This window comes from Streptomyces sp. NPDC047130 (assembly GCF_040643475.1).
Taxonomy (GTDB): domain Bacteria; phylum Actinomycetota; class Actinomycetes; order Streptomycetales; family Streptomycetaceae; genus Streptomyces.
The window spans coordinates 99,657-112,695 of sequence record NZ_JBEYUK010000011.1 but is presented as its reverse complement, the minus strand read 5'-3'; the positions used below and the strand labels follow the sequence as shown (position 1 = coordinate 112,695).

At 72.0% G+C, this 13,039-nt stretch carries 11 protein-coding genes and 1 pseudogene; 8 read left to right on the top strand and 4 right to left on the bottom strand.

Translation table 11 applies throughout. The features are described 5' to 3' along the window. Positions 1–125 precede the first annotated feature (125 nt). The gene (locus ABZ836_RS15995; RefSeq protein ID WP_356136830.1) at positions 126–2,456 is read right to left on the bottom strand and encodes a transglycosylase domain-containing protein; all 2,331 of its coding nucleotides are present in this window, start codon (positions 2,454–2,456) and stop codon (positions 126–128) included. 418 nt (positions 2,457–2,874) lie between these two features. On the opposite strand from ABZ836_RS15995, the gene ABZ836_RS15990 reads away from it, so the two are divergent. Continuing rightward, positions 2,875–3,216 carry a WhiB family transcriptional regulator gene (locus tag ABZ836_RS15990; RefSeq protein ID WP_356136859.1) on the top strand — a complete coding sequence of 114 codons (342 nt, stop codon included), beginning with the start codon at positions 2,875–2,877 and terminating at the stop codon, positions 3,214–3,216. 337 nt (positions 3,217–3,553) lie between these two features. Here ABZ836_RS15990 and ABZ836_RS15985 read toward each other — a convergent pair. Both ABZ836_RS15985 and ABZ836_RS15980 read right to left on the bottom strand, forming a co-directional pair. After that, positions 3,554–4,840: pseudogene (locus tag ABZ836_RS15985) on the bottom strand (ArsA family ATPase); the annotation flags it as partial. After that, positions 4,837–5,814 carry an ArsA-related P-loop ATPase gene (locus tag ABZ836_RS15980; RefSeq protein ID WP_361142530.1) on the bottom strand — a complete coding sequence of 326 codons (978 nt, stop codon included), beginning with the start codon at positions 5,812–5,814 and terminating at the stop codon, positions 4,837–4,839. The gene ABZ836_RS15980 and the pseudogene ABZ836_RS15985, both read right to left, overlap by 4 nt. A gap of 118 nt (positions 5,815–5,932) precedes the next feature. Between ABZ836_RS15980 and ABZ836_RS15975 the strand changes: the two genes are divergently transcribed. The 4 genes from ABZ836_RS15975 (at position 5,933) to ABZ836_RS15960 (ending at position 8,711) form a co-directional block, all read left to right on the top strand. Continuing rightward, positions 5,933–6,091, top strand: coding sequence for a DUF4177 domain-containing protein (locus tag ABZ836_RS15975; protein ID WP_107473408.1), 159 nt, complete (start codon positions 5,933–5,935; stop codon positions 6,089–6,091). Further along, on the top strand, positions 6,088–6,552 hold the full coding sequence (locus ABZ836_RS15970; RefSeq protein WP_356136834.1) for a RidA family protein: 465 nt from the start codon (positions 6,088–6,090) through the stop codon (positions 6,550–6,552). Before ABZ836_RS15975 ends, ABZ836_RS15970 begins: the two co-directional genes overlap by 4 nt. Positions 6,553–7,005: 453 nt before the next feature. Beyond that, entirely contained in the window at positions 7,006–7,884 is an 879-nt protein-coding gene (locus ABZ836_RS15965; RefSeq protein WP_361142527.1) for an NUDIX hydrolase, read from the top strand. Continuing rightward, positions 7,881–8,711: an MBL fold metallo-hydrolase gene (locus tag ABZ836_RS15960; RefSeq protein ID WP_361142524.1), complete on the top strand. Its 831-nt coding sequence runs from the start codon at positions 7,881–7,883 to the stop codon at positions 8,709–8,711. Before ABZ836_RS15965 ends, ABZ836_RS15960 begins: the two co-directional genes overlap by 4 nt. A gap of 41 nt (positions 8,712–8,752) precedes the next feature. Here ABZ836_RS15960 and ABZ836_RS15955 read toward each other — a convergent pair whose 3' ends face one another. After that, positions 8,753–9,427 carry a Crp/Fnr family transcriptional regulator gene (locus ABZ836_RS15955; protein ID WP_108956964.1) on the bottom strand — a complete coding sequence of 225 codons (675 nt, stop codon included), beginning with the start codon at positions 9,425–9,427 and terminating at the stop codon, positions 8,753–8,755. Between the two features lie 493 nt (positions 9,428–9,920). Between ABZ836_RS15955 and nth the strand changes: the two genes are divergently transcribed. The 3 genes from nth (at position 9,921) to ABZ836_RS15940 (ending at position 13,013) form a co-directional block, all read left to right on the top strand. After that, positions 9,921–10,937: an endonuclease III gene (gene nth / locus ABZ836_RS15950; protein WP_361142667.1), complete on the top strand. Its 1,017-nt coding sequence runs from the start codon at positions 9,921–9,923 to the stop codon at positions 10,935–10,937. Between the two features lie 109 nt (positions 10,938–11,046). Beyond that, positions 11,047–11,730: a CoA pyrophosphatase gene (locus ABZ836_RS15945; protein WP_361142521.1), complete on the top strand. Its 684-nt coding sequence runs from the start codon at positions 11,047–11,049 to the stop codon at positions 11,728–11,730. A gap of 83 nt (positions 11,731–11,813) precedes the next feature. After that, positions 11,814–13,013 carry a MarP family serine protease gene (locus ABZ836_RS15940; protein WP_356136840.1) on the top strand — a complete coding sequence of 400 codons (1,200 nt, stop codon included), beginning with the start codon at positions 11,814–11,816 and terminating at the stop codon, positions 13,011–13,013. Positions 13,014–13,039: the final 26 nt, after the last annotated feature.

Genomic DNA, 13,039 nt, shown 5'->3' with positions numbered 1-13,039 from the left:
CCGCGGCGGCCCGGCTCCCCAACGGTCCCGGCTTCCCAACGGCCCCGTTCCGTAACGCGATCGGCCCCTTCCCGCAGCGTGCGGGAAGGGGCCGATCGCCGTACGGGCGGAAGGGCGGGCGGGCGCTAGGGGCCGTTGCCCCCGCCGTTCTCGTTGCCCTGGATCCAACCGCCGATGGTCGGATCGGTGGGCTGTGTCGTGCCGCCGGTGAGGTCGCCGCCGGTCAGACCGCCGAGGGTGAGACCCGCGTTCGTGGCCGTCCCGCCGCGGTCACCGCCCCCGTTGCCGCCTCCGTTGCCGTTTCCGCCGTTCAGGAAGCCGCCGAAGAGGCCCTCGCCGGGCCGGCCGTCGTTCTCGTCCTCGTCCTCGTCCTTCTCCCGGTCCAGGTCCGGGATGTCGACCTTGCTGAAGGACGGGGCCTCCTTGCCGGCGAGGGCGCCGGTCATGGCGTCCTTCCAGATGGGCCCGGGAACCTGGCCGCCGTAGACCAGGGCGTGGAACCGGCCGCCGATGGTGATGTTGCGCATTTTCACCTGCTGCGTCGGGCTGCCCACCCAGACCGCGCCGGACAGGTTCGGCGTGTAGCCGACGAACCAGGCGTTGCGGCGCTCGTCGGTGGTACCGGTCTTGCCCGCGTTGTCACGGTCGCTCAGGCCCGCCTGCTTGCCGGTGCCGGAGTCGACCACGCCGCCCAGCAGCGTGTTGATGGTGTCGGCGGTCTTCTCCGACATGGCCCGCGAGCAGGTCGACTTCGGGACCTCGAGCGTCTTGGTCTCGTTGCCGATCTTCTGCGTCACCGACTCGACGGCGACCGGGGTGCAGTACATGCCGCGCGAGGCGAAGGCCGCGTAGGCGGAGGCCATGGTCAGCGGGGAGACCGACTCGGTGCCCAGGACCACCGCGGGGCTGGCCTGCGGCAGCTTCTTGCCGTCGCCCTGGACGACGTGGAGCTTGTTGGCCATGTCCAGCACCGGGCAGAGGCCGATGTCCTGGACCATCTGCACGAAGTAGGTGTTGACCGAGAGGGCCATCGCCTCCTTCAGCCGGTACGGGCCGACCTCCGACTCGCTCTCGTTCGGAACCTTCTCGCCCGTGGTGTTGACGTACCGCTCGCCGCCGCAGCTCTCCACCGTCGGGTAGGGCATCTCGTACGGCGAGGAGTACTGCTGAGTCGCCGGCCGGCCCGCCTCTATCGCGGCGGCGGCGACGAACGGCTTGAACGTCGAGCCGGTCGGGAAGCCGGCGCTGTTGCCCATCTTCAGGTCGGCCGAGAAGTTGATGACCGTCTGGTTCTCCTTGGCCACCGAGCCGTACGGCCGGGACTGGCCCATGGCCACGATCTTGCCCGTGCCGGGCTCGACCAGGGTGGCCGCGGCGGCCACCTTGTCGTCCTTGTTCACGTGGTTCGCCAGCGAGGCCTGCACGGACTCCTGGGCCTTCGGGTCCAGGGTGGTGCGGATGGTCAGACCGCCCTGGTACCAGAGCTTGGCGCGGGTCTCGCGGTCCTTGCCGAACACCGGGTCGTTGAGGAAGACGCTGCGCACGTAGTCGCAGAAGAACGCGGCGCCCTTGGTGGCCGTGATGCAGCCGTTGCGCGGCTGCTTGATCTTCAGACCCAGCGGCTTCTCCTTGGCCGCCGCGGCCTGCTTCTGCGATATGTCCCCGACCTGGGCCATCCGGTCGATGACGACGTTGCGCCGCTTCTCGGCCGTCTTGGGGTTGTTGACCGGGTCGTAGCGGGTCGGCGACTGGACCAGGCCGGCCAGCAGAGCGGCCTCCTGGAGCTCCAGGTCCTCCGCGGACTTCGAGAAGTAGCGCTGGGAGGCGGCCTCGACGCCGTAGGCGGACTGCCCGAAGTAGGTGATGTTCAGGTAGTTCTCGAGGATCTTCTTCTTGCCGAGTTCCTCTTCGACCTGGATCGCGTACTTCAGCTCCTGGATCTTGCGGCCCAGGGTCTGCTGGGTGGCCTGCGCGACCTTGTCCGGGTCGTCCCCGGCCTCCTCGACGAAGACGTTCTTCACGTACTGCTGCGTCAGCGTGGACGCGCCCTGGGTGACCTCGCCGCTGCGCGCGTTGCTGTTGAGCGCGCGCAGCACGCCCTTCAGGTCGATCGCGCCGTGCTCGTAGAAGCGGGCGTCCTCGATCGCGACGATCGCCTTCTGCACCAGCGGCGACATCTTCTTCAGCGGCACCACGGTGCGGTCGCGGGAGTAGACGGACGCGATCTTCTCGCCCTCGGCGTCGAGGATGGTGGTGCGCTGACTGAGCGGAGGCGTCTTCAGGTTGGCCGGGATCTCGTCGAAGCTCTCGACCGACCCCTTGGCCGCGAGGCCGAGTGTCCCGAAGGCGGGCAGGGCGATGCCGGCCAGCACGCCTCCCGCGAGGACGCTGATCCCGAGGAACTTCGCGGCCTGCTGGACTGGCGACAGGCCTCCACCCGAGCGCTTGTTTGGCATGAGGGCAGCCTACGTTCTCGTTTGCCGGACAGAGGTAAATGCCTTGGCCTAAGCTGCTCCCGGCTGTCACGACAGCGGGTGCGAGCGAGGACCCGTATGTCGGGACGTCCGACGGCCCCGGATCGTTCCTGGACCGCCCGATCTTCTTCCCGGGGGATGCCCGAATCATCCCTCCGTGAGCAACGCCATCCGTATTGCGGGGAGTGGTCTGTCCCGATCCGCCGCGATGATCAGATTTGTCGCCAGGCCACTCCTCCGGGTGATCTGCCGCTTACCCATAGTCCGTTCGGACCATTCAAGATTGGGCCCGTCGGGGGTGTTGCACTCTGTCCACCTTCCGTAACGTCCTCAACTGGCGGCGGTGAATATGCCGCTGCCGCCGTGGGGGAGCCTCGATTCGGGAGAGGACGGCGCCGGTATGGGCTGGGTAACCGACTGGAGTGCGCAGGCGGCCTGCCGCACTACCGATCCGGATGAACTGTTCGTTCAAGGAGCAGCGCAGAACAGGGCCAAGGCGGTGTGCACCGGATGCCCGGTGCGGACGGAGTGCCTGGCCGACGCGCTCGACAACCGCGTCGAATTCGGCGTGTGGGGAGGCATGACGGAACGGGAGCGCCGTGCGCTGCTGCGCCGGCGGCCGACCGTGACGTCGTGGCGTCGCCTGCTGGAGACGGCGCGCATGGAGTACGAGCGGGAGGCGGGAATCCTGCCGCTCGACGAGACGGACGAGCACTACGAGAACTACGCGGCGGTGAGCTGACCGCCGCGGTGTGGTGAGCCGTCGGCAGGGCGGCCGTGGAGGGCGGGAGCCGGGGTCAGGTCATGACCCCGGGCCGCCGCTTCGCCGTTTCCGCCCGGCCGGGTCGGTGACGTCACCGCGTCCGGGTGCCCGCCTGGTCGGCCGCGTCCGACCGCCCCGGAGGCGCCGGGGGTGATGGGGGTGCCGGGGTCTTCGAGTCCGGCTCCGCGCCGCGCTGCGGCGGCTCGGGTGACACCGGCTGTGCCGGCAGGTCGGCCTGAGCGGTCTGCTGCTCGGTCGCGCCTTCGGATCCGCGCGCGTCGGCATGGCCGGCGCGGGGTGCGGAAGCGGTACGGGGTGCGGCGAGGTGTTCCCCGATGCCCCGGAGCCCGGCGAGGTCGTGGACGTCGCCCGCCATCGCGGGCACCTCGGTCACGGGCACCTCGGGGTGGAGGGCCGTGAATCGGTCCCGGGTGCGCTGCTCGCGGGCGATCAACCGCATGCGCTCGGCGTGCAGGCGCAGCAGTCCGGCGGTGAGCCGGTCGACATCGGACGGTGCCTGCGCCGCGGGCCTGGACGTGGCGGGGGAGCCTGGATCCGGGTGGCCGTCGGGAGCAGGGAAATCTGAACTGCCTTGTGTATCGGGTGAGTTACCCGCAGCTTTCCCGCTCGTGTGATCAACAATGCCGTCGGCCGGGAAATTTTCCCCCTCCAGGGTTTCCGCCGCGGCGATCGCCCGTTCGGCCGACAGGTCGGCCGCCTCGCTGCCGTGCACCCGGTTGAGCACCAGGCCGGCCAGGGGCATCCTCTCGGCCGCCAGCCGCTCCACGAAGTACGCCGCCTCGCGCAGCGCGTCCCGTTCGGGGGCCGCCACCACCAGGAAGGCCGTGCCGGGGGCCTGGAGCAGCCGGTAGGTGGCCTCGGCCCGGCTGCGGAAACCGCCCAGGGTGGTGTCCATGGCGGCCACGAAGGTCTGCACGTCCTTCAGCAGGGAGCCGCCGAGCAGCTTGCCCAGGGTGCCGGTCATCACCGACATGCCGACGTTGAGGAACTTCATCCCCGCCCGGCCGCCCAGCTTCGCCGGTGCGGTGAGGAGACGGATCAGCCGGCCGTCGAGGAACGAGCCGAGCCGCTCCGGGGCGTCCAGGAAGTCCAGCGCCGAACGGGAGGGCGGGGTGTCCACCACGATCAGGTCCCACTCGTCCCTGGCCCGGAGCTGCCCCAGCTTCTCCATCGCCATGTACTCCTGCGTGCCGGCGAAGCCCGCGGAGAGGGACTGGTAGAAGGGGTTGGCCAGGATGGCGGCGGCCCGCTGCGGGTCGGCGTGCGCCTCGACGATCTCGTCGAAGGTGCGCTTCATGTCCAGCATCATCGCGTGCAGCTCGCCGCCCGCGGCGTCGTCCGTCCCGGGCACCCGGCGAGGGACGTTGTCCAGCTCGTCGATGCCCATCGACTGGGCCAGCCGCCGGGCGGGGTCGATGGTCAGGACGACCACCTTGCGGCCGCGCTCGGCGGCCCGCAGACCCAGCGCCGCCGCGGTGGTCGTCTTGCCGACGCCACCGGACCCGCAGCAGACCACGATGCGGGTCCGGTGATCGTCGAGCAGGGGGTCCAGGTCGAGTTCTCGCTCGGCGTCCAGGCTCATGACATCCCTCGGGTCCGCAGCAGTGCGGCCAGCTCGTAGAGGCCGGCCAGGTCGACTCCGTCGGTCAGCAGGGGCAGCTCGGCCGTCGGGAGGCCTATCGCGTCCAGCGCCTTCCGTTGCCGGCGCTCCAGGGTGTGGCGCTCCGCGTACTCCTCGGCCTGCCTCAGCAGCGGGTCCACCAGCCGCTCCGCCGCCCCGCCCCGCCGGGCGCCGCCCAGCCCCGCCGCCGCCAGCGAGCCGGCCACCGAGGCGCGCGGCACCGAGTCGGCCAGCCGCAGCCCGTCGTCGTCCAGGAGGGGCGGACGGACCATGTTCACGATCACGCGGCCGGTGGGCAGGTCCGCCGCGTGGAGCTCGGCGACGCCGTCCGCCGTCTCCTGCACGGGCATCTCCTCCAGCAACGTCACCAGGTGCACCTGCGTCTGCGGGGACTTCAGCACCCCCATCACCGACTGCGCCTGATGGTGTATCGGCCCGATGCGCGCCAGGCCCGCCACCTCGTCGTTCACGTTGAGGAAGCGGGTGACGCGGCCGGTCGGAGGAGCGTCCATCACCACGTGGTCGTAGACGAAGCGGCCCGCCTTGTCCTTGCGGCGCACGGCCTCGCAGGCCTTGCCGGTCAGCAGGACGTCCCGCAGGCCGGGGGCGATCGTGGTGGCGAAGTCGATGGCGCCGAGCTTCTTCAGGGCGCGGCCGGCGCTGCCGAGCTTGTAGAACATCTGGAGGTAGTCCAGCAGCGCCAGTTCGGGGTCGATGGCGAGGGCGAACACCTCGCCGCCGCCGGGCGCGACGGCGATCTTCCGCTCCTCGTAGGGCAGCGGCTCGGTCTCGAAGAGCTGCGCTATGCCCTGACGGCCCTCCACCTCCACGAGTAGGGTGCGCTTCCCCTCGGTGGCGAGGGCGAGCGCGAGGGCGGCGGCGACCGTGGTCTTCCCGGTCCCGCCCTTGCCGCTGACTACCTGGAGCCTGCTCACGTCGTGAGCCTAACCATTCGCGGTTCCCTCACGCCGGTGCCTGTGGACAAACGCCGTGCCCGGCGCACGCCCTGTGGACAACTCGGGGGGCCGTCGGGCCAGCGGTTAAAGTCGCCCCATGAAGAAATGGGAATACGCGACCGTCCCGCTCCTCGTGCACGCCACGAAGCAGATCCTCGACACCTGGGGCGAAGACGGCTGGGAGCTCGTCCAGGTCGTGCCCGGGCCGAACCCGGAGCAGCTGGTGGCCTACCTGAAGCGGGAGAAGCAGGCGTGAGCAGCGTCGAGGCCCGCCTCGCCGAGCTGGGGGTGACGCTGCCCGAGGTGGCCGCCCCGCTCGCCGCCTACCAGCCGGCGGTGCGCTCGGGTGCGTACGTGTACACCAGCGGGCAGCTCCCGATGATCGAGGGCAAGCTGCAGGTCACCGGCAAGGTCGGGGCCGAGGTCACGCCCGAGGAGGCCAAGGAGCTGGCCCGGGTCTGCGCGCTGAACGCGCTGGCCGCGGTCAGGTCGGTGGCCGGGGACCTGGACCGGGTCGCCCGCGTCGTGAAGGTCGTCGGCTTCGTCGCCTCCGCCCCCGACTTCACGGGCCAGCCGGCCGTGATCAACGGCGCCAGCGAGCTGCTCGGCGAGGTCTTCGGCGACAAGGGTGTCCACGCCCGCAGCGCCGTGGGCGTGGCCGTCCTTCCCCTGGACGCGCCCGTCGAGGTCGAACTCCAGGTGGAACTCACCGATTGATTCCCCGGCCCCCGGCGGCCCGCACCCCACCGCCGCCGGGGCCCACGGACCAGCCCCCGCCCACCCCACGCCGCCGTCCGGCACGGGGTGGGCTCAGGCCCCACGTCCGCAGGCGGCGGCTCGCTTCGCGTCCGACGGAGCCCTTCGGGCAGGGAGCGGGGCGGGAAGCAACCAGTGCCGTCCGCCGCGCCGCCGTCCGCCGTCCGCCGCGGCGCCGTCCGCCGTCCGCCGCGCCGCCGTCCGCCGCGGCGCCGTCCGCCGTCCGCCGCGCCGCCGTCCGCCCGGCCTGCGCACGTGCCGCGCCGGGTTCGGTCCGGGACGGTTCGGTCCGGTCCGGTCCGGGACGGTCCAGAAGCCGCTCTGCCGCGGACCTGCCGGGCGGGAGCGGCCGAGGACCATGCGCCCCACCCGGCACCCCTCGAAGATTCCCCCGGCTCCGGATAGCCTCCCCGCATGGCGAATGGTCAGTGGTACCCCCCGGAGTGGCCCGAACGGATACGCGCCCTCGCGGCCGGCACCCTCACCCCCGTGACCCCCCGCCGGGCGGCCACGGTCATGCTGCTGCGCGACACCGGTCACGGCCCCGTCGTGCACATGCTCCGCCGCCGCGCCTCCATGGCCTTCGCCGGCGGCGCCTACGCCTACCCCGGCGGCGGGGTGGACCCCCGCGACGACGACCGCCAGGTCCGCTGGGCGGGACCCTCCCTCGCCGCCTGGGCCGACCGCCTCGGGGTGGACGAGCCCGCCGCCCAGGCCATCGTGTGCGCCGCAGTGCGGGAGACCTTCGAGGAGGCCGGCGTCCTGCTGGCGGGCCCCACCGAGGACACCGTCGTCGGCGACACCACCGGTGAGGACTGGGAGAAGGACCGCGCCGCCCTGGCCGGGCACGAGCTGTCGTTCGCGGAGTTCCTCGACCGCCGCGGCCTCGTCCTCCGTTCCGACCTGCTCGGCGCGTGGGCCCGCTGGATCACCCCGGAGTTCGAGACCCGCCGGTACGACACCTTCTTCTTCGTCGCCGTCCTCCCCGAGGGCCAGCGCGCCCGCAACGTCTCCACCGAGGCCGACCGCACCGTGTGGACCCGCCCGGCGGACGCCGCGGCCGGCTACGACCGGGGCGAACTGCTGATGATGCCGCCCACCATCTCCACCCTGCGCACCCTCGAGGCGCACGCCACGGCCGCGGAGGCGCTCGCGGCAGCGTCCGCCCGCGACATGACGCCGGTGCTGGCCGAGGCACGCCTGGTGGACGGCGCGGTCGAACTGGTCTGGCCGGGCCACGAGGAGTTCACCAAGCGGGTGACCGCCGACGTCACGGAAGGACCGGGCGCATGACGAACGCCGCCGCCCTGCCAGGACAGCCCCGCGGCGGGGTCCTGTCCGGCCCCGCAACCGCCCGCACCGTCAACGTGCTGGCCCCCAACGCGTCCCCGATGACCCTGGACGGCACCAACACCTGGATCGTCGCCGAGCCGGACTCCGGGCTGGCCGTGGTGGTCGACCCGGGGCCACTGGACGAGGGCCACCTGGCGAACGTCGTCGCCACCGTGGAGCGCTCCGGGCGCCGGGTCGGGCTGACCCTCCTCACCCACGGCCACGCGGACCACGCCGAAGGAGCGAAACGTTTCGCCGAACTGACCGGCACCGCGGTCCGCGCCCTCGACCCCGCCCTGCGCCTCGGCGACGAGGGGCTCGCGGCCGGGGACGTGGTGGACGTGGGCGGGCTGGAGATGCGCGTGGTGCCGACCCCGGGCCACACCTCGGACTCGCTCTCGTTCCACCTGCCGGCCGACCGGGCGGTCCTCACCGGCGACACCGTCCTGGGCCGCGGCACCACGATGGTGGCCCATCCGGACGGACGGCTCGGCGACTACCTGGACTCGCTGCGGAGGCTGCGCTCCCTGACCGTCGACGATGGCGTGCACACCGTGCTCCCGGGCCACGGACCGGTGCTGGACGACGCCCAGGGGGCCGTCGAGTTCTACCTGGCGCACCGCGCCAGCCGCCTGGCCCAGGTCGAGACCGCCGTGGAGAGCGGCTGCCGGACCGCCGAGGAGGTCGTGACCCACGTGTACGCGGACGTGGACCGCAGCCTGTGGCCGGCGGCCGAGCTGTCGGTCCGCGCCCAGCTGGAATACCTGCGGGAGCACGGGCTGGTCTGACCGGCCCGTGCTCCCGTCCGGAGCCCCCGCGGGGCGTTCGCTCAGCGGCTGCGCTTCGCCAGGCGCTCGACGTCCAGCAGGATCACCGCACGCGCCTCCAGCCGCAGCCAGCCACGGCCGGCGAAGTCGGCCAGCGCCTTGTTCACGGTCTCGCGGGAGGCGCCGACCAGCTGGGCCAGCTCCTCCTGCGTGAGGTCGTGGACGACGTGGATGCCTTCCTCGGACTGCACGCCGAAGCGGCGCGACAGGTCGAGCAGCGCACGGGCGACGCGGCCCGGAACGTCCGAGAAGACCAGGTCGGACATCTGGTCGTTGGTCTTGCGCAGGCGCCGGGCGACGGCGCGCAGCAGGGCGGCGGCCACCTCCGGACGCGCGTTCAGCCAGGGCTGGAGGTCGCTGTGGCCGAGGCCCAGCAGCTTCACCTCGGTCAGCGCGGTGGCGGTCGCCGTGCGCGGGCCCGGGTCGAAGAGCGACAGTTCGCCGATCAGCTCACCGGGGCCCAGGACCGCCAGCATGTTCTCGCGGCCGTCCGGGGACGTGCGGTGGAGCTTCACCTTGCCCTCGGTGACCACGTACAGGCGGTCACCCGGGTCGCCCTCGTGGAACAGCGCGTCGCCGCGTGCGAGGGTCACCTCACTCATCGAAGCGCGGAGCTCCGCGGCCTGCTCGTCATCGAGCGCCGCGAAGAGCGGGGCGCGCCGCAGAACGTCGTCCACGAGATCTCTCCTATTCGACCTGCTCAGGGAATCCGGTCCCCCCGGTTACCGTCCGTACCACCGGTCTTCCAGGGGTCCCAGTTCCCCATTTTGCCGGACGGTCCAAACAGTGTGATCTGTCACAAGGATGCCGCACTGGTGTGCCAGACATCGCGCCAGGGGCCCAATTGGGCCGTGATCCCCGGGGTACGCGGCGGATGTCGGTGCGGAGCCTTAGGCTGGCCGGGTGTCCGAAACGCCGACGACTACACGGCCCACGCGGTCCGACCGGGTGATCGGACAGGGTGATTCCGCCGACGGCGAACAGACCACGAATGGAGCGACGAACGTGGCGGACGACGAGGCTCGCCGACCGGACCGAACCACCGAGCAGCGTCCCCGGCGGACGTCGAACGCCGGGACGAGCCCCGTGGTGGGCGGGGAGGAGAACGCGGCGGAGAACGCGGCGGAGAGCGCCCCTTCCGCACGCGCGCCGCAGGAGAAGGGCTCGGCGGTGAAGGCTCCCGCGAAGGCGAGCCCTGCGAAGAAGTCCGTCGCGAGGAAGACCCCTGCGGCGGCGAAGAAGGCTCCGGCGAAGAAGACCCCCACGGCGAAGGCCCCCGCGGCGGAGAAGACCGCGGCGGAGAAGACCGCGGTGAAGAAGACCGCCGCGGCGAAGGCGCCTGCGGAGGGTGCTCCCGCGAAGAAGGCGCCCGCGGGTCAGGGCCCGGCGGCGCGCAAGGTGGCGGCGGGGAAGCCGGAGTCGCGGGTGGCGCTGGTGCGGCGTGCCCGGCGGATCTACCGCGAACTCGCCGAGGTGTACCCGTACGCGCATCCCGAACTGGACTTCGAGAGCCCGTTCCAGCTGCTGGTCGCCACCGTGCTCTCCGCGCAGACCACCGACCTGAGGGTCAACCAGACCACGCCCGCGCTGTTCGCGGCGTACCCCACTCCCGAGGACCTCGCCGCGGCCGACCCGGAGAAGGTGGAGGAGATCCTCCGCCCCACCGGTTTCTTCCGGGCCAAGACCCGTTCCGTGATGGGCCTTTCGAAGGCCCTGGTGGAGGAGTTCGACGGAGAGGTCCCCGGCCGGCTGGAGGACCTGGTCAAGCTGCCCGGCGTGGGCCGCAAGACCGCCTTCGTGGTGCTCGGCAACGCCTTCGGCCGCCCGGGCATCACCGTGGACACCCACTTCATGCGCCTGGTGCGCCGCTGGAAGTGGACCGAGGCCACCGAGCCGGACAAGATCGAGGCCGAGATGGGCGCGCTCTTCCCCCAGCGCGACTGGACCATGCTGTCCCACTACGTGATCTTCCACGGCCGCCGGATCTGTCACGCCCGCAAGCCCGCCTGCGGGGCCTGCCCGATCGCCGAGCTCTGCCCCTCCTACGGGGAGGGCGAGACGGACCCGGAGAAGGCGAAGAAGCTGCTGAAGTACGAGAAGGGCGGCTTTCCCGGCCAGCGCCTCAAGCCGCCGCAGTCCTACCTGGACCACGGCGGCATCCCGGCCCCGCCCCTGGGCAAGGAATGAAGGAACCGGCAGACCTGTTCCGGCGTGAGGAACGATGGGTGGCCCACGGGACGTTGGAGAGGGAGCGGGGGTGGCGATGACACGGGCGAGTGATGCGGACCGCGGTGCGATGACGATGTCCGGCGGCGGGATCCGCCTCTCCGGTGAAGGGCTGCCGTCCTGGCTCGACCCCGTGGTGCGGGCCGCCGAGACGGTGGAACCGCGCCAGCTCAGCCGCTTCCTGCCGCCCGCGGACGGCGGCGGCCGCCAGTCCGCCGTGCTGGTCCTGTTCGGCGAGGGTGAGCAGGGCCCGGAGATGCTGCTCACCGAGCGGGCCGGTTCACTGCGATCGCACGCCGGCCAGCCGTCCTTCCCCGGCGGCTCCCTCGACCCCGAGGACGGCGACCCGCACACCGACGGCCCGCTGCGCGCCGCGCTGCGCGAGGCCGAGGAGGAGACCGGCCTCGACCCGGCCGGCGTCCAGCTCTTCGGCGCGCTCCCCAAGCTCTACATCCCGGTCAGCGGCTTCGTGGTGACGCCGGTGCTGGGCTGGTGGCGCGAGCCCAGCCCGGTCGGCGTCGTCGACCCGGCCGAGACGGCCCGTGTCTTCACCGTCCCGGTCGCCGAACTCACCGACTCCGCCAACCGGGCGGTCGCGGTGCACCCGAGCGGTTACCGCGGCCCGGCCTTCCTGGTGCGGTCGGCCCTCGTCTGGGGGTTCACCGCGGGGATCATCGACCGGCTGCTGCACTTCGCCGGCTGGGAACTCCCCTGGGACCGCAACCGCGAGGTGTCCCTCGACCACAGGTCATGACCGGGGACCCGACGGGAAATGGATGACGGTGGGCCCCGGCGGGCAAGACGCTGCCGGGAGAGGACGAGGCGAGGCGTGACGCGTTGAACGTGCTGGACATTCTGTTGCTGATCGCCGCCGCCTGGTTCGCGGTGGTCGGATACCGCCAGGGCTTCGTGGTCGGCATCCTGTCGGTGATCGGCTTCCTGGGCGGCGGCCTGATCGCCGTCTACCTGCTCCCGGTCATCTGGGACGCGCTCACGGACAACTCCGAGGTCAGCACGGTCGCGGCGGTGGTCGCGGTGATCGTGGTCATCATCTGCGCCTCCGTGGGCCAGGCGCTGACCACCCACTGGGGAGGCAAACTCCGCCGCCGCATCACCTGGTCGCCCGCCCGGGCGCTCGACGCGACCGGCGGCGCGCTGGTCAACGTGGTGGCGATGCTGCTGGTGGCCTGGCTGATCGGGTCGGCGCTGGCCGGGACGACGCTGCCGACGGTCGGCAAGCAGGTGCGGTCCTCCCAGGTGCTGCAGGGAGTCTCGCGGACCCTGCCGGAACAGGCCGACACCTGGTTCGCGGACTTCTCCTCCGTACTCGCCCAGAACGGCTTCCCGCAGGTCTTCAGCCCCTTCGCCAACGAACCCATCCGCGAGGTGGCCCCGCCGGACCAGGCGCTCGCCAACAGCGAGGTGGCGGTACGGGCCAAGCGGTCCATCGTCAAGGTGGTGGGCACGGCGACCGGCTGCAGCAAGGTGCTCGAGGGCACCGGTTTCGTCTTCGCCGGGCAGCGGGTGATGACCAACGCGCACGTGGTCGGCGGCGTCGACGAGCCGACCGTGCAGATCGGCGGCGAGGGCCGCCGCTACGACGCCACCGTGGTGCTCTACGACTGGCAGCGGGACATCGCCGTCCTCGACGTGCCGGGCCTGCCCGCCGATCCGCTGCGGTTCGCCTCCACGGAGGCGGAGAGCGGGGACGGCGCCATCGTCGCCGGGTTCCCGGAGAACGGCGGCTACGACGTGCGCGCCGCCCGCGTGCGCGGTCAGATCCCGGCCAACGGGCCCGACATCTACCGCCGTTCCACGGTCCAGCGCGAGGTGTACTCGCTGTACGCGACGGTCCGTCAGGGCAACTCGGGCGGGCCGCTGCTGACCGCGCGCGGCGAGGTCGTCGGGGTCATCTTCGCCAAGTCGCTCGACGACCCGGACACCGGCTACGCGCTCACGGTCGACGAGATCCGGGAGGACATCGAGCGGGGCCGCACCGCGGACCAGCAGGTCGACAGCGACCAGTGCGCGCTGTGACACTGCGGTCCTGACGCCGCCGTCCT